This window comes from Hymenobacter fodinae (assembly GCF_004745825.1).
Lineage (GTDB): Bacteria > Bacteroidota > Bacteroidia > Cytophagales > Hymenobacteraceae > Hymenobacter > Hymenobacter fodinae.
Genome location: NZ_SRLA01000003.1, coordinates 661,331 through 684,093 on the forward strand (window position 1 = coordinate 661,331; position 22,763 = coordinate 684,093).

Sequence of the window (22,763 nt, forward strand, 5' to 3'; positions counted from 1 at the left end):
CCGCATGTACGAACTCATCCGGTCGGCCCTGCAGCGGCCCCTCACCGTGGTGGTGGCCATGCTGGCCATTCTCTTTTTCGCCTTCGCCGCCGTGCGCGACATTGCCGTGGACATCTTCCCCAGCATGGACGTGCCGGCCATCTACGTGGCCGAGCCCTACGGCGGGCTCTCGCCCGAGCAGCTCGACGGTTTCATGGCCAACCAGTTTCAGAACAACTTCCTGTTCGTCTCCGGGGTCAAGAAGATTGAAACCAAGAGCATTCAGGGCCTGACGCTCATCAAGCTCTCCTTTTACCCCGGCACCGACATGGCCCAGGCCGCCGCCGAGGTGGCCACCCAGGTGTCGCGGGCCACGGCCTTTATGCCGCTGGGCACGCTGCCCCCGCAGGTGGTGCGCTTCGATGCCAGCTCCCTGCCCGTGGGCCAACTGGTGCTGGAAAGCGAGAAAAGCTCCCTGACCCAGCTCCAGGATCTGGCCGCCAGCCGCATCCGGCCCATGTTTACCACCATTCCGGGCGTCACCTCCACGGCCCCGTTCGGCGGCAACATCCGCACCATCGTGGTGAAGGCTGACCCGGCCAAGCTGCGCGGCTACCAGCTCACGCCCGACGATGTGGTCAAGGCCATCGTCAGCAGCAACCAGCCCTCGGCGGCCGGCAACGTGAAGATGGGCGACGTGGCCTACATGGCCCCGGTCAACTCGCTGATTGAGAATCCCGCCGACTTTCTGGATGTGCCCCTGCGCACCGGTTCCGGCCCGGGCGTGTATTTGCGCGACGTGGCCACGGTGGAAGACGCCGCCGACGTAACGACGGGCTACGCCGTCATCAACGGCAAGCGGGCTATCTATATGCCGGTCATCAAAAAGGCCGATGCCTCCACCCTGAAAGTGGTGCAGCAGGTCAAGGACAAGCTGCCTACGCTACGGGCCCTGCTGCCCGAGGATGTGAAGCTCAGCTATGCCTTCGACCAGTCGACTTACGTGGCCAACTCGCTCAAAAGTCTGGTGACGGAGGGCATTCTGGGCGCGGTGCTCACGGGCTTGATGGTGCTCTTGTTCCTGCGCGACTGGCGCAGCGTGGTGATTGTGGTGACGACCATTCCGCTGTCGGTCCTGTCGGCGGTGATTCTGCTCAAGCTTTTCGGTCAGACGCTCAACATCATGACCCTCTCGGGGCTGGCCCTAGCCATCGGCGTGCTGGTGGACGAGGCCACGGTGACTATCGAGAACATTCACCAGCACCTGGAGCGGGGCAAGCCCAAGGCCCAGGCCATCTGGGACGCGGCCCGCGAAATAGCCCTGCCCAAGCTGCTGATTCTGCTCTGTATCCTGGCTGTATTCGCCCCGGCCCTGATTATGGAAGGCGTGCCGCGGGCCATGTTCCTGCCCTTGTCGCTGGCCGTGGGCTTTGCCATGGTGGCCTCGTTTCTGCTCTCGCAGACCTTGGTGCCGGTGATGGCCAACTGGCTCATGAAAGACCACGCCCCTGCCGCCGGCCACGGTCACGACGAGCCAGCTGAGCATACCGGGTTCTTCGCCCGCTTCCAGGCCGGCTACCAGCGCCTGCTCACGCGGGCCCAGGGCCGCCAGCGCGGCGTGGTGCTGGGCTACCTGGTTTTATCACTGGTCGTTGTAGGAGTGGGGTTTGCCTTCATCGGCACCGACATCTTTCCGCAGGCTAACAGCGGACAGTTCCAGCTGCGGCTGCGCGAGAAGGTGGGTACCCGCCTGGAGAAAACCGAGCAGACGGTGGCGGCGGTGCAGGCCATCATCAATAAGGAAGTCGGCCCCGACAACGTGGAAATCACCTCCACCTTCGTGGGCACCCAGCCGGCCAGCTTCGCCGTCAACTCGGTTTTCGTCTTCACCACCGGCCCCCACGAGGCGCTGATGCAGGTGGCCCTGAAGGAGGGCGTGCACGTGAACCTGAGCCAACTTAAGGAGCGGCTGCGCCAGCGTATCCACGACGCGCAGCCAGGCTTACAACTAAGCTTCGAGCCGATTGAGCTGGTGGAAAAGGTGATGAGCGACGGGGCGCCCACGCCCATTCAGGTAAACGTGGGGGGCAAAAACCTGAAGGAAGCCGCCGGCCACGCCCGCAAGGTGCTGGCTGCACTAAAGCAGATTGCCTACCTGCGCGACGTGCAGATTGCCCAGCCCCTGCAGTACCCGGCTTTGCGCATCGACGTGGACCGGGAGCGGGCCGCCCAGTTTGGCCTCACCAGCCAGGAAATCACCCAGTCGGTGGTAGCGGCCACCTCGTCCTCGCGCTTCACCAGCAAAAACCTCTGGCTCGACCCCAAGTCCGGTCTGGGTTACCAGGTGCAGGTGCAGCTGCCCGAAGACCAGCTCACCCAGTTGCAGGATCTGGAGGCGCTGCCCGTCAAGGCCGGGCAGGCCCGCCCCACCATCGGGGAGGTGGCCACGGTGTCGGCGCGCATGATGCCCGGCCAGATTGACCGCCAGGGGCCCTACCGCCTGGTGAGCATCACCGCCAACGTGCAGGGCCGCGACCTGGGCACCGCCGCGCAAGCTGTGCGTAAGGCGCTCAAGCAAGTCGGCGAACCCCCGCGCGGGGTAGTAGCCAACCTGGTGGGCCAGCCCCAGTTGCTGGAAGACACCATGAGCAGCCTGCAGACCGGGCTGGGCATGGCCATCGTGGTCATCTTCCTGCTGCTGGCGGCCAACTTCCAGTCGTTCCGCCTCTCGCTGGTGGTGCTGTCGGTGGTGCCGGCCGTGGTGGCGGGTTCCCTGCTCATGCTGCTGGCTACCGGGGCCACGCTCAACCTGCAGTCCTACATGGGCATGATCATGAGCGTGGGCGTGTCGGTGGCCAATGCCATCCTGCTCATCACCAGCGCCGACCACCTGCGCCACGAGCACCGCGACGTGCCCCTGGCCGCCCGTTTGGCCGCCGATACCCGCATCCGGCCCATCCTGATGACCAGCATTGCCATGATTGCCGGCATGTTGCCCATGGCTTCGGGCCTGGGAGAGGGCGGCGACCAGATTGCCCCGCTGGGCCAGGCCGTCATCGGCGGGCTCATTGCTTCCACGCTGGCTTCGCTGCTGGTGCTGCCCCACGTGTTCGGCTGGGCCATGCGCCGGGTGGGCTACGAGTCCGGCTCCCTGCTCCCCGCCCGCACCAGGCAGGCTGCCTAATCTTCTCCTTCTTTCCCTACTGAGTCTCTATGAATGCCTTCCTGAAATTGATTGCCCCTTCACCCCGATATACTTCCCTGCTGGCGGCGGCTCTGCTGCTGAGCGGCGTGCTGGGCAGCTGCTCGTCCGGCGCTTCGGAACCCGCGGCCGAAAAACCCACGCCGGCCGCGCCGGCCACCGTAACTACCTTTCGGCTGACCAACGCCCCGGCCGTGCGCCGGCTGCGCTTGCCCGCCGAGCTCAAGCCCTATGAGCAGGTCGACCTTTTCCCCCGCGTGGGCGCTTTCGTGCAGCGGGTGCTGGTGGACCGCGGCTCGCGGGTAACCAAGGGCCAGACGCTGGCCGTGCTCGAAGCCCCCGAGCTGGCGGCCCAGCTGGCCCGCGCCCGCTCGCGCTGGCAAGCCGCGCAGGCCAAGCTTTCTGGTACCCGGGCTAGCTACGAGCGGCTATTGCGCACCAGCCAGGAGCCGGGCACCATCTCGCCCAATGACCTAGAGCGCGCCCGCGCCGAGATGCAGGCCGACCAAGCCAATGTGCAGGCTGCGCAGTCTGAGCTGCAGGCCAGCCGGGAGCTGAGCAACTACCTGGTGGTGCGCGCCCCCTTTAGCGGCACTATTACGGCCCGCAACGTGTCAGCCGGGGCCCTGGTGGGACCGGGCGGGGGCCAGCCGTCGGCACCCATGTTCTCGCTGGAAAACAGCCGCACCCTTCGCCTGGAAGTGGCCGTGCCCGAGGCCGCGGCCGGCCAGTGGCTGCAGCCCGGCGCTGCGGTGCCGTTCACGGTACCGGCCTTTCCCGGTCAGACCTTTACCGGCGTGTTCCGCCGCAACGCCAGCCGCCTGAGCCAGACGGTGCGCTCGGAGCTGGTGGAGATGGACGTGCCCAACGCCGATGGCCGCCTGAAAGCGGGTATGTACGCCCAGGTGCTGGTGGCGCTGCCCACCGCTGCGAAAGCCGTTGCCGTGCCGACCTCGGCCGTATTTGCCACCCCGGACGCACCCAAGCAGGCCCAGGTAGTGCGCGTGCAGCAAGGGCGAGCCCAGTGGGTACCCGTGCGCAAGGGCCAGCTGCTAAGCCGCGACACGGTGGTGGTCTTCGGCCCGCTGGCGCCCGGCGACGAGTTGGTGCGGGAAGCCAGCGAGCAGGTGCCCGACGGCCAGTCCGTCACGGTGGCCAAGGCTAAGCCCGCCGGGGTCTAATATATGAACGTTTTTTCATTTGTTTGTTGTTGCGCGTTTAAATCCTTCGACCATGAATCGTAAAAATCTGCTCCAGTGGCTGCCGCTGGCTTTGTTTGCCCTTGTTCTGTTCACCCCGCTGCGCACGCCGGTACTGGGTGCGCTGCAGCGCGGCCTGCTGGCCACGGGCCTGTGGAAACCGGATGTGCCAGTAGCAACTCCGGCCCCGGCCGACGCGCCCATCGTGCCGACGGGTGGCGCTGCTTATCCCCACAACCTGCCGCTACTCACCCTCGATGGCAAACATGCTAACCTGAGCGACCTGAAGGGCAAGGTGGTGTTCGTGAACCTGTGGGCCAGCTGGTGCCCGCCCTGCGTGGCCGAAATGCCCGGCATTCACGCTCTGTACAAGAAAATGGACCCGAAAAAGGTGGCTTTCGTAATGATTTCTCTGGATGAGAATCCGGCCAAGGCCCAGGCCATGCTCAAGCGCCAGGGCTACACGTTCCCGGTGTATTTCCCCGCCGGCCCGCTGACCCCGCCGTTTGATTCCAACTCCATTCCGTCCACGGTGATTCTGGGCCCGGACGGGCAGGTAGCGGCCCGTCACGATGGCATGGCTGAATACGACACGCCGGAGTTTAAGGCCGCGCTGGAAAAGCTGGCGCGGTAAGTATAGGCTTTGCTGATTTCTTTCGCGTTCAAAGCGCCGGCCACTAAGGCTGGCGCTTTTTATTTTATTGGTTACTACTTGCTCGTCAAATCATTGATTAAGACCGAGCGCACACGCTTCTCAATCAGCGTATTTCTCCCTGCCAGGGTGAATTGGATAGTATCTCAACGCCGTCAGGGGAGACGAAATGAACAAAAGGGAGAAAATCAAACCTTGTGCCATAAATAAGCTAAAAAAGCATTTATAAATAAGCTGAAAAAGCAACTATAAGAGGTTCATTTGCGTTTAATAAGTATAAGCAACGCACCTAAAACAGCTTGGTAATCATGGTGTCAACGCCCCTTTCCCCTGCTTGTGCGCTCCTGGTTTCCTCAGCCCGTCGGAACCTGCGCGAAGTGCTCAACCATCCCGCCTTTAGCCCGGAGCGCCGCCAGAAGGCCGAGCCGCTGCTCAGTGCCTGCACCGATGCGGCCCAACTGCTGCGCTGGAAGCTGCTGGCCCTGCATGAAAGCGAAGCCTGGGAAGATGCCCAATTGGCCCGCGAGGCCCGGGAGCTAGGCCCGGCTGCTCATCCTGATTACCTCTACTAACGCTTTTCTCACCTTTTACCCGCCTTTGGTTTATGAAAAATGCCCCCGCTGCCGCCCCCCGCGCCGATGTGTATGACATCATCTCCAACCGGATTATCCTGGCTTTAGAAAGCGGCGTAGCCCCGTGGAAACAGTCGTGGAACGCGGCCCACGACGCGCCCCGCAACTACCGCAGCAAGCACGTGTATCAGGGCATCAACGCCCTGCTGCTGGCCATGCTCCAGCACGAGCAGCCCTATTACCTGACCTACAACCAGGCCCGTGAGCTGGGCGGGCAGGTGCGCAAGGGCGAGAAGGGGATGCCCGTGGTATTCTTTAAGGTGTCGAAGAAAGAGGACGCCCAGGGTAAGGAGAAAAAGGTAGCCATCTTGCAGTATTCCACCGTGTTCAACATCGCCCAGATTGACGGGGTGGACTGGAAGCTACCCGAGCCGGTACAGCGCGAGCATACGCCCCAGCAGGCCGCCGAGCAGATTGTAGCCGGTTACGCCGGTGGCCCCCGCATCTGCTACGCCGGCAGTGAGCCCCACTACCGCACCAGCACCGACACCGTAACCGTACCCGAGCCGGCGAACTTCCACACGCCCGAGGATTTTTATACTACCCTGTTTCACGAGCTGGCCCATTCCACTGGCCATACCAAGCGCCTTGACCGGGCCACGCTCACGGAAAAGGCCGCCTTTGGCAGCGAAACCTACGCCAAGGAAGAACTGGTGGCCGAGTTGGGCGCCGCCTTCCTGAGCAACGCCGCCGGCCTGGACCTGGCGGTGACCGAACCCAGCACCGCCGCCTACCTGGCCAACTGGCTGCAGGCCCTGCGCAATGATAAGCGCCTGATTATCTCCGCCGCCAGCCAGGCTCAGAAGGCTGCTAACCATATTCTGGGCATTGTCCCCAGCTACGAAGCGGATAGCGCCGAAGCCCTGCCCGAAGCGGCCTAGTAGGGGAGAGGGTACCGGCTGGCAACCGTCAGCCGGTACCCCGGCGCGCCAACAAAAGGAAAACACCCGGCCCCGAAGCCAGCGGCCCCAAGCTCCGCCGTTTCATCAGTCATCACTTACTGCCTCATCATGTCCAGTTCTTCCGCTTCCGCCGCCCGTCAGCCCACCCTTAGCCCTACCGCCTGGATAGGGGAGCCGCAAGCCTGCCCGGCGTGGGTAGGGTTTCCCAGCCTGGCGGGCTTCCCGGCCGGGCTGCAGTGGTCCGGCCGCGGCCAGGTGCCGGCCATCGGTGACCGTGTGCACATCTACCTGAACAGCTTCGGGCCGGCCGAGGTGAAAGCCTACTTTCATGCCGAGGGCTTTCTGGGTGTGGTATGTGCTCCCGAAACGTTACCTGCCTGGTTTCAGCGGCAGTGCCCCGGTGTCACGCTGGGCCACTGCTTTGGCCGGGAGTTGGAGCCCTACCAGCCCACACCGGCGCCGGTCGTTGGCAGCCCCGAAGACTGGATACCCGACTATCCGCCGCAGGATGAAGAGTAGGCTGGGGCTAAGTGTCGCCCTCGGGCGGCACCGACCAGACGCTCCGGGCCAGGGGTATGGCTTTTTCTCTTTTGTTGCCATTGTGGCAAGCCTGCGCGTGGCCCAAGCCACTTAACGTAGGCCCACCATCTTGAGAAACAGCCCGCCCGGGTTCTTATCGGCCTTCACTTTGCCGGTTTTGTGCTTGTAGCAGAAGGAAAAGAGAGCATTTAGCTTCTTGGCGTCCCCGAGAATCTGGCTGACCAGCTTAGGGTCCCGGATTTCCAGCTCTTCCAGGTTCTGCAGGGCCCGGCGCTGCTTTTCTTCCTCAGCCCCATCCTCGAAGGGAATGGGCAGTTGCTGGGGCACCTGGCCGTTGACGAAGAAGCGGATACTGTGGAAGGAGCGCCCCTTCTTAATCAGCTCATAGTTGATGCGCAGGTCGGTGTGCTCGTTGATTTGGGTGGTGGCCACGTCGAGCACATACTTCTGCAGGGCCGAAATCTTCTCGTACTGCTCCGGTTCGTGACCCTTTGGGTCTTTGAGCGAGAGCATGATCTTAAACTCGTCAAGCGTGAAGGTTTTCGTTTCCCCGATGTCCTTCCACTGCGAGGCAATCTGGTAGATGCGCTTCGCGTACTTGCTCGATAAACTGAAAACCGACTGCAGGCGGTAGGATGTAAAGTTGTTTTTCAGGTCAATCAGGTAGCGCCGCATGCGCTCCGAGATTTCCAGCTCGATGATGCCCTCGCCCTTCACGTACAGCGCTGAAGCCAGCAAACCCACCTGCAGCACGTGCTTGTTGTCCTCAATCACGTACTCGCGGCTGCGCAGGTTGGAGGTTGCTTCCAGCAGGCGCTGGTAGTTCCAGGAGCGGCCCGTCATCTGCTCCAACTCCTTCACCCGGATGCGGTAAATAGTGCCCGGCTTATCTTCTTTGCGCAGTACCGAGAGCAGCGAGAAGACAATGTCCATCTCGACCGCGCTCATCTCATAGCGGGCGGTGGTAATGGCATTGTGCTGCCGGATTTCCACTCCGGTGGAGGGCGTGCTGGCGGTAACGGGGGTACTCATGCTAGTGGGAATAGGTAGAGCGTATGATCAAAGATAAGAGAGTTACAGACATTAAGGTAAGCCTTCCTTCAAGCTCTATCCTTTCGCTTACAAAATCTATCCATTGGGCTTACCATCCCTATCCTTTCGCTTACTGTTCCTATCCTTTCGCTTACTGTTCCTATCCGTTGGACTTACCATCCCTATCCTTTCGCTTACCATCCCTATCCTTTAAGTGGCATAAAAATCGAAAAGTCAGAGACTTACGAGCCCTGCAAATAGAGTAAATACTTGACAAATAAAAAAAACTCACAAATTTGTTGATGACGTTCGAACGAAAGGCTTTTAAAGGGTACAAAACGCTGCAACGGGACAAGAATACAACAAAGGGGAAGTATAAGCTAGCATAAAAGCGTTGTACTATTTCAAGAAATTTTATACTTTTATTTACTTTATTAGCCTTCCAGCCAGGCTGAGGCGACTTACAAGATTACGACTCCCTTTTTTCTTAGGCTCCACTTACCTCTAAAAACCTGCTGTGTCGAGCGGAGATTTGCCAAGTTTATAGGCAGCTACCCGCACCACTGCTAAATCATCAGAATTACCCTACACCCGAAAGGATAGAAATGATGAGCGGACGTGACCGACGCGGCCGAAAGGATAGAAATGGTAAGCCAGCGGGTATTAACTGATAGCGAAAGGATAGAAATGGTAAGCATTTACAGCGCCTGGAGGCTGTTTTTACTTTTTCGGAGGGTGACCTACGCAGCCTATCCCTGCAGAGTTAACTTACAAAACCTATCCTTTCCTTGACTGACCATATCACCCCGGCCCGATTTCCTAAACCGTTAGTCATAAGCGGTCCAAGGCTAGGAAGTTACCCTTTACAGCTCACCCGGCGGATAGCTGCTAAAAAGATTTTGGCCTTGCTCATCAGCCAGCAGAGAGAGCTATTGGATGACTTACCATTTCTATCCTTTTCACTAACCCGGAACTAACCGGCCGCTACTTCCACTGGCGCCAGCCGTGCCCACGAGGCCCATTCGCCCGGTACTGAGTGACTCCCTTCGATGGCACTCCAGCAAGTACTGACCAAATCACAGATCAGAGCTGAGCCACTGGAAAAACCACTTTTAATAAGCGAATAACGAGGGGGGAAACCGGGAGACTGTCACTTTTAAGACGCAATAAAAGCGCTTATAAATAAGCTAAAAAAGCAACTTTATTGCCTATACTGGTGTTTATTAATAACACCCCAATCCGTTCATAAATACCCTGTCAGTCATGGATAAACCTATTCCTAATAGCCCTGAAATCGTTGAGGAGGCCTACATCATCCTGTTGCAGTTAGGAGGATGTCGGTTTTTGGCTATGACCGGCGCCAACCAACTACTGGCTGCCGGTCGCACGGCCACCAACCCCAACCCCTGGCTGCGCATGAATCTGCACCGCAATGAGGCCGGCGTGAATCGGCTGAAGATTACGCTGATGCCCACCGATACATACACGGTCGAGTTCTACCATCAGCAGTTGGTCGACTGTGAGGCAGTTATTACCCGCAAGCAAACCTTCGACTTGGTGTATGGGGAGGACCTGCCGGGCCTGTTCACGTCGGTGACCGGCTATGATACCCACCTGTAATTGCCAAGCCAATGAAAGCCACCGAAGCCCCCACCATGTGCCATCAGGACTGGAACAGGTTCCGCAGCCGGGTAATTGCCGCCGTGACCGACGTGGAAGCCCAGATGCAGCAGCTGGGCAAGAGTCTGAACTACGAGGGTCTGACCTGCGAGGTAGCCCCGCGGCTCGGCTTGGAGGTTAACACGCCGGACGATTTTGCCGTGCTCGAAAAGCTGGTGCGGGCCGTTCGCCCCATCGCCGAGGATGCTCTGCGCTGCACCCGGGAGGAACAGGGCGGACAATTTGCCTTGCTGTTATTATAGCGGGACCAGCCGTGGAACTAGTATGCTGCTACCGAATTGGTCGTGAATTACGCCGGGCCGTAATAATGCCAATTTAGCAACCTTTTTTTACGGCATGAAAACTCCGAAGTCAACCCCACCCAGCGTGCACGTGCATCCGTTGGAGCGTGAGCAGCTGCCCGTTGCCCCCGTTGCCTGTAGCTCACTGGCCGAACTGATTCACTCGCTGGGTACCCGCAAAGAAGTAGCCGAAGCTTGGAAAGTGGTGCCGCGTACCTTGGCCCAGCGGATGCAGAAGCCCGAAACCGCTACCCTGGAGGAACTGCAGCGCCTGGCTGTGCTCGCCCGCCTCGACCTGCCCACGGTGTTTGAGCTGGCCTACTACCAGATGCAGCACCCCGTGGCCGTGCCGGCGCCGCAGCTGGGGCGCCCCAAGCAACAGCAATGAGGTGTGACTTGGTATTCATTGGTCTTCCGGCAGGTACCCGCGGAACCGTTCGCGTAGTCGTGGTGCATTTCGCGGCTAACTTTTTACCATTCGTCCTTTTTTCGCCCCGGGCCTGCCCGCAGTTGGTAGCTTCGCAGTGTCCACCTGGTCGCGAAGGCACCAGAAATTGTAGACCGTCGGTTGGGTTTGGGTGCTGCACGAGCTGCTGCGGTGTCTACCCTGACCCGCCTAATCCTGAACCCGCATGGAAGTTGAATGCCCGGTAGTAGCCCCGCTGCCTTTTCCCGACTTACAGCTGACCGTGACCTACGCCGAAGCGCTTCGCTACGCGCAGGGGCGGCTGAAAATGCTGGGCAACGGGGGCTTGAAGCCTTTTTGCGCGGCGCATCAGCTTACGTACCCCAACATCATCAACCTGAAAAATGGCAAGCTCAAACGCGAGGAACCGCGCCTGCTTCAACGGCTGCTGGGTTGCCTGGCGGTACCCACCGAGCTGCTGCACTATCCGCTGGCCAGCAAGACGCCGTGCTTTCTGCTGCCGGATGCCGAGGCCCTGGCCACGTTCCGCGAGCAGCTACAGTTTCTGATAAACGCCGAATAAGCCTCTTTGGGGAGCCTTTCGGCCAGTAAAAACGTTAATTACAGTGTACTCACGCGCTTAATCAGTCCCATTATGCAAAAGCCCATCACGTATTCCGAGCGGGAGAAAACCCCGGCTCAGCGGCAGGAACTTATCGACAATGCCCGGGCCTGGAGTGTGGCGCAGGGAGCCGTGCCCAGTGCCCGTGCGGAAGCGCTGTATGCCCGCTACGTGGCGGGGGAGCTGACCCTGCAAGACGTCACCGAGGAGCTGCGGCGCCAGGATGCTCCCCGCGTAGCAGCGGCGGCTCAGGTTGCTTCCGGAACTAGTAACACTCCTACTGCCACTCCGCGCCGCGCGGAAATGCAGCCGGAGCAGGATTTTCTGACCTGAGGTCCGCCAGCAGCATCGAAACCCGTCCGGGCTGAACCCGGACGGGTTATTTTTTACCAACTCACCAGCAGCTTGTGGCTATTCAGGACGGATTCTTCAACGCCCGCGACCAGGTTATCTACAATCGGCTGGGTATTACCAACGCCGAGCAGCTGCGCCAGGTAGAAGCTGACTACTCCATTCCAATCATGGCCCAATTGCTGGTGGGCACGTTGGAGATACCCGGCCAGTTCAACGCCGCGCACCTGAAGCAGATTCACCGGACCCTGTTTCAGGACGTGTATGATTGGGCCGGCCAAACCCGTGCCCACGGACCAGAGGGGCCTTTTCAGGGGCAGAAACCGGCCTACGTGCTTAATCCGCAGGGCGACATGATGCGGTACGCGCCCTACGCGCAGCTCGACCAGCGGCTGGATGCTATTGGCGCCCAACTGCAGCAGGAAAATACCCTACGAGGCTTAAGCCCGGCGCAGTTCGCTGAACGGGCAGCATACTACTTCGACCAGTACAATCATGCGCACGCCTTCCGCGAGGGCAACGGGCGTACCATTCAGGGGGTACTAGCCGTGCTGGGCCGGCAGGCCGGGTACCAGGTCGAATTAAGGCCGGCCGCGGCTGCTCAGCTCAACAACGCGCGCGACTTAGCTATCATCCGGCCCCACGGGCCCGGGCAGCCGGCGAAAAATCTGGAACCGCTGACTTTACTCCTACGCTCGGGTATTACCCCACTACCGGGCCCGGAAGCCGCCCACTGGCGCTACCCCAGCCAGGCTCGGCCATTGGCCGAGCCAACGCCCGATATGCAGCGCATGGAAGCGCAGCGGGTACTGCAGGCCAGTGCCTACGTCATCGGGGCGGCCCTACGCGACATTGACCGGGGCGATACCACCCGCGGCAATCAACTGTTGCAGCAAATGACGCTGGTGCTGCACGATCCTGGCCGGGCCGGGGAGCAGAGTGCAAGCTTGCAGCAGGCCGCATTAGAGGTATCCAAGCACCCGGTGTTGTGGCAGGAGGCGCCCCTCATGCAACAGGCCGTGGCCCTAGCCCACAGCGTGCAGCAGTTGGTCCAGCTAGAATCGCTTGCCCAGAAAAAGATGCAAAGCCAATCCCTTAACGATACAGTAGCGGCTCCTAAACGCCGAGGACCAAGATTATAGATTTTCCTTTTGCTAACCACTGTGCATACCTAACAATAAAGCCTAATTCATCAATCAGTTTCAAGGCCAATAGAGCTTAACTTGTATTTCCGTCAAGTTTGCGGCATGACGGGTCAGGAGTTCGAGTTGAATAGATGTCAATGGGGTAAGATTAGTACCGACTTGGCATACCACCTGCCATTCATCTATAGTTAGGTCACGAGCGGCCAAATCGGCATATCCCACCTGTTGTTCAAGATGTTCTGTGAGAGCAAAACGATACTCTTTTGGATTAGCTATCCAGTCAGCACGTAATTGTCGGGCTGCCATCACCGCTGGGGAAATGTTTCCTTGGGCTAGATTATCGATAAAGCCTGGAATGCTGTTTTTTAATTGCCATCCTAGTGACAGATAAGCAACACACTTACTGTGCTCCGTTGCACGCTGGAAAAGGTTGGCCATCATCTGCGCATTCTTGATGCGGTGCATGAACAAATCCACTGTGCGCAGTAGTAAGGCCGCAGTATTTGGATATTGGCGGCTACCTAAGGGGCTCAATCCAGCCCCAGCATCCGACACGACAATGGTATTGCACTCATAGCGGCTGTTGGCCTGTGTAAGTTTCTGGATACCCTGATTATCATAAACCCCGCCGTCGATGAGCTGCGGTTGGGCGCGGCTGGCATCGGCTGGTTCTCGAAAGTATTTGGCGTCAATGGTAATAGGTGTGAAAGCGAATGGTACGCAGGAGGAAGCGGCTACAGCCCGTGCCACCGGGAAATCAGCCGCATCGAAATGCACCGGGGGCTGGTAGTAAGCATACGTCGAGTCTGCCATCCATTCCCGCGAGAAAGTAAATGGCCGTCCCGTCTGTAAATTCGACGTGCCAATAGCTAGAATAGGCGTGGAACGAAGGTGTTGTAACGTTTGGCCTTGAAAAAAAAAGGCATCGTAGGCCTGCTCAATCTCTCGACTAACCGGGAGCAGGCGAAACTGGTAGCGAAGCACCACAAGTACCAAGCCGACTAGGGGCACTAGCGAGAAGGGGGCCCAGTGAGTAAAAAGCAAAGCCCCGCTTGGCACCAGAAAGGCTAAAACCACCAATAAGAAACGCACGAAAGACCAAGACAGCAGGGCACGGCGAATGACGTTGCAGCACAGCAACGCCTGTATCATCTGGTCATAAAACTCCTCAAAAGTCCCTTGGTGCAAGCAATAAGCTGCTCCGGTGATGGACCCACCCGAGATAGTAGAAATGACATCAATGGAAGCCAGCCGCCCCATCTCATGCAGTTTACGGAGCGTGCCCAAATGAAAGGCAGCGGCCCGGTAGCCACCACCAGACAAGGCTAGGCCAAAGCGGCGAGTAAATGACATGCGTGCACGGGTAGTTAAGTAGAGTGTTGGCTGTCAACTAGGGCTGCTATTCTGCAACTGCTGTTTTCGCAGGCCGAGCGGCTAATAGTCATCTTTGAAAGCTCGTACCGCTCTCAAAAAATCAGCTATGAGCAGGCAAAGCTGCTTTTTTTCGGCTGACATGAGCCTGTTGAAATTCTTATTGGAAAGAGGTTGAATAAGAGTTGCTTGGATTGCATCGTAGTAGCCTGCATTGCCACGCTCCAGTTTGTAGCGTACCGCCGGCGAAGTAAAATGCTTCTTCTGCTTGGCCTTATAGCGGTCAGCTTCGCGGCCTGATATAACGCCATCCATCATAAACTGATGGGGAAAGCCCTCGATAGTAGCGCTGAAAGAATTACGCAATGCCTGAATGGACAAGCTCTTGTCGGGCTCGTACGTCACCACACAGGCCTTATCAACTTCATCTTTCAAATAGTCGGTTAGAACCTGGCTGAAATCCTGTGTGTCGAAGCGCTTGTCTTCGTTCTTCACGGGCTGCCCGAGTTGCTGCGGCGCAAGGTATTGCTGCACGAACTGGCGTAGCACTTTCAACTCCTCAGCAGTTTCTAGCTGCGAGCCTATCTCAATGGAATTGCTGTTGGAAGAACCCAGCAGATTCAGTGATGTGATAAGGCCACTCGTTTCGTTGAAGTAAAACTTAGCGTGCAGCCAGGGCACGAGTTGTGGCGTAATACCCAGTGCTTCTACCTGTTCTTTACTGGTTGGGTCGTTGGGTTCGTGCCGGGTAAAGAAGGTAATGCGTACGCCCCGTGCATGAGCAGCCTTAATGGCGGTGGCCAGTTGCTTCCAGTGCGTTAGGTTGACGTAAGGTGATACCAGCACGAGTTCCTGCTGCGCCTCGTGGATGAGGTCGAACAACGCGCCGCTAATTTTATGCGGAGGTAGAATTTTCACTGGGTCGAAAGTCAGGCTTCTTTGTAGGGCTGCGTAACGGCTAAGCCTTGCTCAATCAACGGCAGTAGCTCAGCCGCGCTATTGCTGCCTGCAATGCGCGGTAATAGGGCTTCTAGTTGCTGCACTTCCACGGGAGAAAGCTTGCGTCCCCGGCGAGGCTTAATAAAGGCTGCTATGGCTTTTTCCAAGTATCCCTTCACCGCTGCCAACTGCTTGGCGGCCGAGCCCAGCGCACTAATTTTCAATCGACCAGATTCGGTATTCTGCAAGTTGCGGAAGTAGTCCAGAGATGCTCCTTTTCGGTGTCGGTCACAGCTGTGAGCTCGGCGAATGAATATTTCATAAGACATCGAGGAGGTATAGTCTTCCATTAAAAGGCGGGATGAGAAAATGCTAGTGTGATAAGCAAGCACGCTAAGATACTTAGAAGGCAGAAATGTAAGCCGAGATAGTGCGACAGTAACTCTCTGCTAAAAGCAGCGATTTTGGCAACTGATTTTTATAGGCTTTCACAAGCTAACCATCCCCGCACTCTTCCTCAACCACCTCGCTTACTGTTGTGCCTTCAGCGGGACCAAACTACCGCTACTGCTTATGCCTTCAACAGCCTAGTGATAGCGGGCGACGGCCTTGTTGAGCAGCTTCTGCATTGAATCGCGAAGTGAGTCAGGAGCGAGTACCTGCAGGTCAGGCCCGAAACTGAGTAGTCGGGATTTAAGTTCTTGATTTATAATCAGATATATCTCTATTTCTATGCCTTTAGTGTCTTGACTTACTGTGACTTGACTAGGGTGCAAAGGCTTTGTAAGCACATAGGGTGCCCGCCCTGCTCTGATGTATAAGCGAATATTCTCAACCTGTGAGTCTCTCTCTGGTATCGTTACCCCAATGAGGTGGTCGAAGTAAGTGCTAAAATCAGTATCGGTAGGCTGAAAAGCCACGGAGCTTGCACTAAGCCCCTTAATGCGGTCGAGCGCATAATTTTGTATATGAGGCCCTTTGGCTTCGTTGCGAGCTAGTAGGTACCAGCGGCCATTATAGGTTTTAAGCAGATAGGGATGCACTACTTCTGAGCTAGCCTGCTCTTCCCGGTAGGGTTGATACTGCATGACTAGTGGTGTCTTTTCCCGGATAGCCTTGTAAAGCGGTTTTAAATACTCAGTACCAATGTATTCGGGTGCGGCTTCTAATTGTAGAATAGAATTGGTTGCGGCCCCGGCACTGGGTTGTTTTCGTTCCAGACGCTGAATCAGATCATCTAAGTCATCTGCCAAGCCCAGACCGCGCAATGCCTTCAGTGTGTGCAGGCTCTGATGAAGTATGAGCAGGTCTTCACTCGTGAGCGGTGTCTTGTGAATCGAGTACTCGGGGTCTGTATAGTGATACCCACGCCGCCGGCTGTACGCAATAGGAGCATTGTGATGGGTTGGCAACTTCATGTTGTGCAAGTCGCCTTTCAGTGTCCGCTCGCAGACGCCGTTCTTATCAGGTGTAGTTTCCAGATAATCTTCCTCCACTGCTTTCAGCAAGTCCTGGATAGTCCAAGGACGACCACCTTGCTGTAAACAGCGGTCAATAATGAGGTAACGATTGTAGGCGTTTTTATTAATGGGCATCGGGACACGGGAAAATAGCCGCTCGCCACCTGCGCAGGTGAAAGAGCCTGGCGAAGAACGGTCTTTTCCTGGATTACAAAAGGCAGTAAGGACTTTAGAGAAATTTCATCGGTGAAATTTTATCGTTGTTTATCAGGTGATTGTGGCAAAATATGGGGTATTGAGAAAAAAATAATGGAGCAAGTCCTTAGTGTGCAAAAAGACTGCACACTTGAGCGTTTGCTTTGCCGGGGCAATGAAGGAAAGCCCATGCTTCTGGTCGTAGCCGGACATCGACCGGGGCGCAGGATTGACTTCTTGCCAACTGTTGTTTAACCGAACCCATTACGTCGCAGCCTGCGGCCACATGGTTTCCAAACCGTAACTGCTTTGCTACATGCACCAGATAACCATTTTTAACCTCGGAAACGCCGATACCTCGCGGATTGACCTCGCGAACGGCAAAAAGCTGCTGATTGACTACGCCAACATGCGGTGTGCCACCGACCCGAAAGACAAGCGCATCAACCTGCCGGTGGAACTCCGCGCTGACTTGCTCAATGCCAAGCGCGACAATTACGATGTTGTTGCCTTTACGCACCTCGACAACGACCACACGTGCGGCGCTTCAGAATTTTTTGAGTTGCTGCACGCAGCTAAATACCAGGGCGCTGGCCGGGTAAAAATCAAAGAGCTATGGGTTCCTGCGGCTGTCATTGTAGAAGAGGGCTGTGAGGACGAAACCCGCATTCTGCGTCAGGAAGCTCGCTACCGCCTACTAAAAGGTGAAGGAATTCGGGTATTCTCCGGCCCGGGTCAACTCGACGATTGGCTGGCCTCCAAGAACCTCACGGTTGCCGACCGGGCGCACCTCATTACGAACGCCGGCACCCTGATTCCCGGGTTCAACCTGGCTACCGACGGGGTGGAGTTCTTCGTGCATTCACCGTTTGCCGGCCGTACAGCCGGCGGGGGGTTGGCCCTAATGGACCGCAACAGCGACGCCCTTACCTTCCAGGCAACATTTGAGGAGGGCGGCCGCAAAACTCGTATGCACTTCTTCTCCGACATCGACTGGGAAGTCATCAAATCCATCGTGAAGGTGACCGAGTACTATGGCCGGACGGAGCGCCTGGAGTGGGACGTCTTTAAGATTGCCCACCACTGCAGCTACCTCTCGCTCAGCAGCGAGAAAGGCACCGACGTGACAGTGCCGGATGCACACGTGAAAAAGCTATTCGAAACGTACGGGCAGAGCCGGGGCCGCCTCATCTCTACCAGTAAGCCAATTTCCAGCAACGACGAGGACAAACAGCCTCCGCACCGCCAGGCGGCGGCTTATTACGAAGCTCAGGCAACACGCCTCGGTGGGGAGTTTCTGGTCACGATGGCGCACAAGAGTATCCTATATCCTGAGCCCATCGTCATCAAGATTGACCAATTGGGAGCCAGCATTGGCAAGTTGGCGGCGGCTGCCGCCAGCATCGCAAGCGGCAACACGCCTCCCCCACGGGCTGGCCACCAAGGCAACTAAGGAGGCAGATGATGGAACTACCTGAAATTGCCTATTATCCTATAGCGGGCGAGCCAGTGGCGGCTGACGCGCTGCTACTGCCTAAGGCTGTCGAAATGGTGCAAGCCCTGCAAAGTCAGGGCTTGCCCTACGTGCGGCTGCTAGAGTGCCGACGCACACCGGAATACGAAATAGTCGTGGTGGATATTGAGGCCGAAGTGCCTCAGCATCCGGTACACGATGTGCGTACTGTCGAGCGCATTGCTTTTGGCTTCGCCCCAGCCGATACCGACCACCAGGTTGTGTTGGCACTCCGAGAGGATTTTCCGTTGGTGCCCCATCTTCATTTTGGTGGCGAAAACATGCCGCGTAGCCTGTGCCTGTACCAGACCGCCTACGCCGACCTGAAGCCAACTTGGACCGCCGCCGCGCTGCTCCGGCAGTTGCAGCACTGGCTGACTCAGACGGCACGCGGTGAGCTGCACGCTGCCGACCAGGCCTTGGAACAGGCTTTCTATGCGCCAGCCGAGCGGCTCGTACTACCGTCCGCTTTCTTTGCTGCTGAAGCAACCGATTTGGAGCCCGTGTGCGCCCGCATTGTCAGCAACGTGTTGGGGCAGACAACGCTGGTGGCGCTGCCACTGTCGGCCAGCCCGCCCACAGCAGGCTGGCAGGTACAGTTCGCCAGCTTTGTGTACACCACTCCGCCCCAGGTACACGTGCTGATTCAGGAGCAGCCTCGCACCTTGGCAGCATTGCAGACCTACTTGTCAACGGAGAACACCGATTTTCTGGATGCCTTGCGCCAGCACCTGGCCACCAGCAAAGGCCGTTCGGGCTTTAGCTGGGACTATAAGCTGCTACTCATCGTGCGGATGCCCAAGCAGCGTACTGCAGAAGGCCCTATTGAAGGCATGGAAGTGTGGGCTTTTGCCACAGTAGGTACGTTAGCTGAAATCGGCACGGACGTTGGAATTTGGCGGGCTCAGCCTAACAAGGTGGTTGAGCTGTTTTACACTGATGCAAGCCGCACCGGCCAGCAGAGCCCGTTGGTGTTGCTTAATCCCGTGTGTGCCCTGACGCGCGAGCTAGCAGCGGCATATAACGACGTACCCCCCACCACAACCCGCTTTGTGGCCATTGGGGCAGGCAGTTTAGGCTCGCAGGTCGTTAATAACCTAGTAAGGGCTGGACAGGGCAACTGGGTGTGGCTGGACGAGGACTACTATCAGCCTCACAATACGGCCCGCCACTATTTGCCCGGCAGTGCGGTCGGTATGGGTAAGGCCGAAGCCATGGCAGCCTCCCTGCAGACCACGTATGAACAAGCGGAGGTGCAGGCTATTGCAGCCAACGTGCTGAAGCCAGTTTCAGACTCGGTACGGAATGCCTACGAAGCGGCCGAGGTCGTACTGGATATGTCGGCCTCGGTAGCCGTAGCGCGGCACCTGACCTTGGGAATAATAAGCCCAGGCCGCCGCATGTCGCTGTTTCTGAATCCGTCAGGTACAGACCTGGTGCTGCTAGCCGAGCCACGGGACCGCACCCTGCGCCTCGACCAGCTGGAGATGGAATATTACCGGTCGCTGCTCCGCCAGCCCGCCCTACAGTCGCACCTGCACCTGGCCGGCCGACCCATTCGCTACTCCCACGCCTGCCGCGATGTTTCGGTGCGACTGCCGCAGGACCAGGTTGCTCTGCACGCAGCTATTGGAGCCCGAGCAGTACGCACGACGGTAGCCGAGCCGGAAGCCCGCCTCAAAATCTGGCAGGCTCAGCCCGATTTGACGGTAACAGCCCATGAAATCGAGGTATCTCCTTACATAGAAACGGTGATGAGCGGCTGGATGGTAAGCCTTTCACAGCAACTAGTACGGGAACTACACGCCCAGCGCCAGGCTCGCCTGCCCAATGAAACAGGGGGCATACTGGTGGGTGTGTTTGATACCCAGCAGCGCCGGCTGTACATCGTGGACCTTATTCCCTCGCCAGCGGACAGCTTGGAGTCGCCCACATCTTATGTGCGCGGCATTGAAGGGGTGTCCGCCGAACTAGCCCGCATCAGCGAATGCACTGGTCGACAAGTAGTGTACGTCGGCGAATGGCATTCTCACCCGAACGGCTACAGCATCCGGCCCAGTGACGACGATAAGAACCTGTTTGCCCGCCTGCAGCGCGAGCGGCAGGCCGAAGGTCTGCCGGCCGTCATGGCCATTGTGGGGGAAGATGGTGCCCTGGGGTGGCATGTGGCGACTATGGCTGCTGACGCGGAAGGACCGCATCTGGGCAGCCAGGCTATTAGTTAAGGCTAAGCGGGTAAAGCTGGGTTTGGTATTTTGCATCGCAGCCGCAGCCGCGATGGTCGGTGCGCAGGTTCTTGGGGATGTGGCCACACTGCTGGCAGGCTAGGGCCTCGGCCAGGTCGTAGGCTGCCTGCCCAAACTCGCGTACATCGTTATCCGACCAGTCGTTGCCCAGGGCGTTAAAGTGTGCGCCCACTTCGTTGCGAATAAGCTTGATAGCATCAAGCTTTTCGTGGTGCTGCTTCAGGGCGATTTCCATCCAGTTTTCTTCCAAGTGTGGTGCGAGGGGATGCCCGTGTGTATCCCGTCGTATCCGCCGCACTTTCGCCGTCAGGAACAGCCTTTTGGTGGTGCGCAGCAAATCACCCAACGTATGCCCGCGGCCCGGCCGGTACTTCAGGCTACACTCGTAGTAAGCGGCCAAGTTATCGAGGACATTCTCCAGCAGTACGCCAGCCTTTGATGCTACTGCTTGCCGGTCAAAGTTGTCTGCTTCCAGGGCAGCGGCCAGTTCGGTCGCCAGTATCTGGTCCTCGTGCGGCCGCAGGCCCCGAGCCAGCGTCCAGCGTTCGAGCTTGAGCAGATGCACGCTGGCACCGCTGATTTTGTAATAGTCGTGCCAGAGCCGGTTATGCGTGGCGATAATGACTTGTTGAAAATTAGCTGCTTGCGCCGCCAGCAAATCCGAAATCCGACGGAAATGCTGCGCGTCAACCGACGTAAATACGTCGTCGAGCACCAGCACCAATTGCTTCGGATTGTCGCGCTTGGCTAAAGCCAGCCACAGACAGAACCCGAACGTGTCGAGGTGTGACTCGCTGAAATAAGCTTGGGGCACCACCCCTTCTTTATCTTCAAAGGTGGCGTGCTGGTCGAGCGAAGCACGCTTTGCGTCATCCATTTCGAGCCGGTGCAGGCCAATTTTTTCGCCGGGATGGATAAACTGGTACAGGGCATTCACTTCCCCAATGATTTCATCCAGAATGGCCTGTACAAAGTCACGGCGCTTATTTACTACCAGCGTGCAGGCCTTGCGCAGGCGGTCCAATACAGCCTGTAGATGAGTCACCTCATCCGTACTCTTGGTCAGCGCCTGTGCCTGTGTTTTGATGTTGTTGTAAACGGCAAGCCGGGTTTGCAGCGTGTCGCACTCCGATTGCACCGCTTCTTTAACGGCAACCAGCTTCTCGCTTAGTGCCGCGACCTTAATACTGGTGTCATCATTGGCCATGGCCAATTCTATACCCTGCGCCGGCCAGTCGATATGCAACTCCTTCACAGCAGCTGGCTCGTGCTTCGTAAAGTGCGCCCCCATAGACTGTATTACCCGCACTAGTTCCTGATTACAGCGCGTCTTTTCGTCGCTTGCTGTTTTGAAGCGAGCCTGGGCTTCGGTTACTTTTTGTAGGAGTAGGCGGGAGGTTTGCAGTTGGGCGAGCTGCGTCTGAATACGTGAGCGAAGTGCATCTGCCTGCACGCTGTTATCACACAAGGGGCAGCTGCTCGGCTCAACTGGCGGTGCTAAATATCGCTCGGCAGAACTCAGCAGGCTGATAAGCTCAGTGCTTCTGGCAGTGGCATCCTGATTCTGGTCTTGCAGGGCAGTGTTGGCGGTATCTAGGCCATCTTGTTCAAGGGTGAACTTGGCTTGGGACTGCTGCCATTGCGCCACGATACCTGCGAGTTGCTGTATTCCAGCAGGGCCTTTGGCCAGGAAGCCGAGTCGGCTTTGCAGCTCGCTCACATTTTCAGAAGCGCGGTGCTTAGCCCAGGTCAATGCGTTCTGAACTGGTTCGCCCGGCTGCCTTTCCTGCTCCCAGAGTGTTTGCAATGATTCCGCTGCCTGCGCTCGGGTAGCTTCAGCCGTGCCAAGTTGCCTTTCTACGGCGTTACAATCTACTCGCAAAGCTGCTTCCGCACTATCGACCCCTGAAACGGCGATAAACTTTTGAATGGCTTCGTAACGCTTTGCCGGCGTAGCCTCGATGAGTTGAAGTAAATCGCGCCGACGTAGTACCCGAATTTCGGGCATAACAGCATCCGCGCTGCCAGATGAGATGACAACCGTCTTGCCGCTTAGCGTGGCCTTGCGGGTGTTCCCCGCTTGGGTCGTCAGTTCCGCTTCGACCGATTGTGCATCCCGCGTAAGCGAAGCCACATACTTTTGCGGCGCTTGTATGCCGGGCCGGATGAGTGAGCCAAACGATGTATTCCCGATTACATCCAGCGCATCCACAATCGTGGATTTACCAGTGCCGTTTTCCCCGAAAATGACAACAACATTGGTTTTCACCCCACCTTTCTCAGGAGTGAATTTGATAGTGACCGGCTGCGTAGCACCCCGAAAATTCGTTAGTCTAAGCTGTGTGATGCGTTGCGGCATGGTCGGTAGTAGTTGTAGGAGCTAGTTTTTTCTCAAGCAGCTGTCGCCAATCACCGG

At 57.8% G+C, this 22,763-nt stretch carries 20 protein-coding genes; 14 read left to right on the forward strand and 6 right to left on the reverse strand.

Annotation, left to right across the window (positions count from 1 at the left end):
• Window positions 1-4: 4 nt before the first annotated feature.
• From EU556_RS16600 to EU556_RS16625, 6 genes are all read left to right on the forward strand, one after another.
• Window positions 5-3,163: an efflux RND transporter permease subunit gene (locus tag EU556_RS16600; protein ID WP_135435247.1), complete on the forward strand. Its 3,159-nt coding sequence runs from the start codon at window positions 5-7 to the stop codon at window positions 3,161-3,163.
• A gap of 29 nt (window positions 3,164-3,192) precedes the next feature.
• On the forward strand, window positions 3,193-4,362 hold the full coding sequence (locus EU556_RS16605; RefSeq protein WP_135435248.1) for an efflux RND transporter periplasmic adaptor subunit: 1,170 nt from the start codon (window positions 3,193-3,195) through the stop codon (window positions 4,360-4,362).
• Window positions 4,363-4,414: 52 nt separating this feature from the next.
• Window positions 4,415-5,014, forward strand: a complete 600-nt coding sequence (locus EU556_RS16610) for a TlpA family protein disulfide reductase (RefSeq protein ID WP_245327718.1) — start codon at window positions 4,415-4,417, stop codon at window positions 5,012-5,014.
• A gap of 326 nt (window positions 5,015-5,340) precedes the next feature.
• Window positions 5,341-5,604: a hypothetical protein gene (locus EU556_RS16615; RefSeq protein WP_135435249.1), complete on the forward strand. Its 264-nt coding sequence runs from the start codon at window positions 5,341-5,343 to the stop codon at window positions 5,602-5,604.
• 32 nt (window positions 5,605-5,636) lie between these two features.
• Window positions 5,637-6,545, forward strand: a complete 909-nt coding sequence (locus EU556_RS16620) for an ArdC family protein (RefSeq protein ID WP_135435250.1) — start codon at window positions 5,637-5,639, stop codon at window positions 6,543-6,545.
• Between the two features lie 129 nt (window positions 6,546-6,674).
• Window positions 6,675-7,085 (forward strand): hypothetical protein, encoded by a 411-nt coding sequence (locus EU556_RS16625; RefSeq protein WP_135435251.1) that lies wholly within the window; start codon window positions 6,675-6,677, stop codon window positions 7,083-7,085.
• Window positions 7,086-7,196: 111 nt separating this feature from the next.
• Here EU556_RS16625 and EU556_RS16630 read toward each other — a convergent pair whose 3' ends face one another.
• Window positions 7,197-8,138 (reverse strand): replication initiation protein, encoded by a 942-nt coding sequence (locus tag EU556_RS16630; protein WP_125423153.1) that lies wholly within the window; start codon window positions 8,136-8,138, stop codon window positions 7,197-7,199.
• 1,263 nt (window positions 8,139-9,401) lie between these two features.
• Here EU556_RS16630 and EU556_RS16635 point away from each other — a divergent pair.
• The 6 genes from EU556_RS16635 to EU556_RS16660 all read left to right on the forward strand — a co-directional run bounded on the left by EU556_RS16635 (window position 9,402) and on the right by EU556_RS16660 (window position 12,620).
• Window positions 9,402-9,758 carry a hypothetical protein gene (locus tag EU556_RS16635; protein ID WP_135435252.1) on the forward strand — a complete coding sequence of 119 codons (357 nt, stop codon included), beginning with the start codon at window positions 9,402-9,404 and terminating at the stop codon, window positions 9,756-9,758.
• Window positions 9,759-9,769: 11 nt separating this feature from the next.
• On the forward strand, window positions 9,770-10,060 hold the full coding sequence (locus EU556_RS16640) for a hypothetical protein (RefSeq protein WP_135435253.1): 291 nt from the start codon (window positions 9,770-9,772) through the stop codon (window positions 10,058-10,060).
• 94 nt (window positions 10,061-10,154) lie between these two features.
• Window positions 10,155-10,487 (forward strand): hypothetical protein, encoded by a 333-nt coding sequence (locus EU556_RS16645; RefSeq protein WP_135435254.1) that lies wholly within the window; start codon window positions 10,155-10,157, stop codon window positions 10,485-10,487.
• 244 nt (window positions 10,488-10,731) lie between these two features.
• Window positions 10,732-11,088 carry a hypothetical protein gene (locus EU556_RS16650; RefSeq protein WP_135435255.1) on the forward strand — a complete coding sequence of 119 codons (357 nt, stop codon included), beginning with the start codon at window positions 10,732-10,734 and terminating at the stop codon, window positions 11,086-11,088.
• A 72-nt stretch (window positions 11,089-11,160) separates the two neighbouring features.
• Window positions 11,161-11,460, forward strand: a complete 300-nt coding sequence (locus EU556_RS16655) for an antitoxin VbhA family protein (RefSeq protein ID WP_135435256.1) — start codon at window positions 11,161-11,163, stop codon at window positions 11,458-11,460.
• Between the two features lie 74 nt (window positions 11,461-11,534).
• On the forward strand, window positions 11,535-12,620 hold the full coding sequence (locus EU556_RS16660; protein WP_135435257.1) for a Fic/DOC family protein: 1,086 nt from the start codon (window positions 11,535-11,537) through the stop codon (window positions 12,618-12,620).
• A 60-nt stretch (window positions 12,621-12,680) separates the two neighbouring features.
• Here the strand turns inward: EU556_RS16660 and EU556_RS16665 are convergent, their stop codons facing one another.
• The 4 genes from EU556_RS16665 to EU556_RS16680 all read right to left on the reverse strand — a co-directional run bounded on the left by EU556_RS16665 (window position 12,681) and on the right by EU556_RS16680 (window position 16,528).
• Window positions 12,681-13,976: a patatin-like phospholipase family protein gene (locus tag EU556_RS16665; protein ID WP_135435258.1), complete on the reverse strand. Its 1,296-nt coding sequence runs from the start codon at window positions 13,974-13,976 to the stop codon at window positions 12,681-12,683.
• Between the two features lie 81 nt (window positions 13,977-14,057).
• Window positions 14,058-14,912 carry a phospholipase D-like domain-containing protein gene (locus tag EU556_RS16670; RefSeq protein ID WP_135435259.1) on the reverse strand — a complete coding sequence of 285 codons (855 nt, stop codon included), beginning with the start codon at window positions 14,910-14,912 and terminating at the stop codon, window positions 14,058-14,060.
• An 11-nt stretch (window positions 14,913-14,923) separates the two neighbouring features.
• Entirely contained in the window at window positions 14,924-15,181 is a 258-nt protein-coding gene (locus EU556_RS16675) for a hypothetical protein (protein WP_135435260.1), read from the reverse strand.
• Window positions 15,182-15,520: 339 nt separating this feature from the next.
• Window positions 15,521-16,528 carry a helix-turn-helix transcriptional regulator gene (locus EU556_RS16680; RefSeq protein ID WP_135435261.1) on the reverse strand — a complete coding sequence of 336 codons (1,008 nt, stop codon included), beginning with the start codon at window positions 16,526-16,528 and terminating at the stop codon, window positions 15,521-15,523.
• 376 nt (window positions 16,529-16,904) lie between these two features.
• Between EU556_RS16680 and EU556_RS16685 the strand changes: the two genes are divergently transcribed.
• Window positions 16,905-18,041, forward strand: a complete 1,137-nt coding sequence (locus EU556_RS16685) for a ComEC/Rec2 family competence protein (protein ID WP_135435262.1) — start codon at window positions 16,905-16,907, stop codon at window positions 18,039-18,041.
• 8 nt (window positions 18,042-18,049) lie between these two features.
• Window positions 18,050-20,326 (forward strand): Mov34/MPN/PAD-1 family protein, encoded by a 2,277-nt coding sequence (locus EU556_RS16690; protein ID WP_135435263.1) that lies wholly within the window; start codon window positions 18,050-18,052, stop codon window positions 20,324-20,326.
• Here EU556_RS16690 and EU556_RS16695 read toward each other — a convergent pair.
• Window positions 20,319-22,706 carry an AAA family ATPase gene (locus EU556_RS16695; protein WP_135435264.1) on the reverse strand — a complete coding sequence of 796 codons (2,388 nt, stop codon included), beginning with the start codon at window positions 22,704-22,706 and terminating at the stop codon, window positions 20,319-20,321. The two genes, EU556_RS16690 and EU556_RS16695, sit on opposite strands and share 8 nt — an antisense overlap.
• Window positions 22,707-22,763 lie beyond the last annotated feature (57 nt).

Coding starts and splice junctions, on each gene's coding strand:
- EU556_RS16615 (WP_135435249.1), top strand. CDS start 5,341: ATGGTGTCAACGCCCCTTTCCCCTGCTTGTGCGCTCCTGGTTTCCTCA.
- EU556_RS16600 (WP_135435247.1), top strand. CDS start 5: ATGTACGAACTCATCCGGTCGGCCCTGCAGCGGCCCCTCACCGTGGTG.
- EU556_RS16650 (WP_135435255.1), top strand. CDS start 10,732: ATGGAAGTTGAATGCCCGGTAGTAGCCCCGCTGCCTTTTCCCGACTTA.
- EU556_RS16645 (WP_135435254.1), top strand. CDS start 10,155: ATGAAAACTCCGAAGTCAACCCCACCCAGCGTGCACGTGCATCCGTTG.
- EU556_RS16625 (WP_135435251.1), top strand. CDS start 6,675: ATGTCCAGTTCTTCCGCTTCCGCCGCCCGTCAGCCCACCCTTAGCCCT.
- EU556_RS16655 (WP_135435256.1), top strand. CDS start 11,161: ATGCAAAAGCCCATCACGTATTCCGAGCGGGAGAAAACCCCGGCTCAG.
- EU556_RS16640 (WP_135435253.1), top strand. CDS start 9,770: ATGAAAGCCACCGAAGCCCCCACCATGTGCCATCAGGACTGGAACAGG.
- EU556_RS16665 (WP_135435258.1), bottom strand. CDS start 13,976: ATGTCATTTACTCGCCGCTTTGGCCTAGCCTTGTCTGGTGGTGGCTAC.
- EU556_RS16605 (WP_135435248.1), top strand. CDS start 3,193: ATGAATGCCTTCCTGAAATTGATTGCCCCTTCACCCCGATATACTTCC.
- EU556_RS16630 (WP_125423153.1), bottom strand. CDS start 8,138: ATGAGTACCCCCGTTACCGCCAGCACGCCCTCCACCGGAGTGGAAATC.
- EU556_RS16690 (WP_135435263.1), top strand. CDS start 18,050: ATGATGGAACTACCTGAAATTGCCTATTATCCTATAGCGGGCGAGCCA.
- EU556_RS16620 (WP_135435250.1), top strand. CDS start 5,637: ATGAAAAATGCCCCCGCTGCCGCCCCCCGCGCCGATGTGTATGACATC.
- EU556_RS16695 (WP_135435264.1), bottom strand. CDS start 22,706: ATGCCGCAACGCATCACACAGCTTAGACTAACGAATTTTCGGGGTGCT.
- EU556_RS16685 (WP_135435262.1), top strand. CDS start 16,905: ATGCACCAGATAACCATTTTTAACCTCGGAAACGCCGATACCTCGCGG.
- EU556_RS16610 (WP_245327718.1), top strand. CDS start 4,415: ATGAATCGTAAAAATCTGCTCCAGTGGCTGCCGCTGGCTTTGTTTGCC.
- EU556_RS16635 (WP_135435252.1), top strand. CDS start 9,402: ATGGATAAACCTATTCCTAATAGCCCTGAAATCGTTGAGGAGGCCTAC.
- EU556_RS16680 (WP_135435261.1), bottom strand. CDS start 16,528: ATGCCCATTAATAAAAACGCCTACAATCGTTACCTCATTATTGACCGC.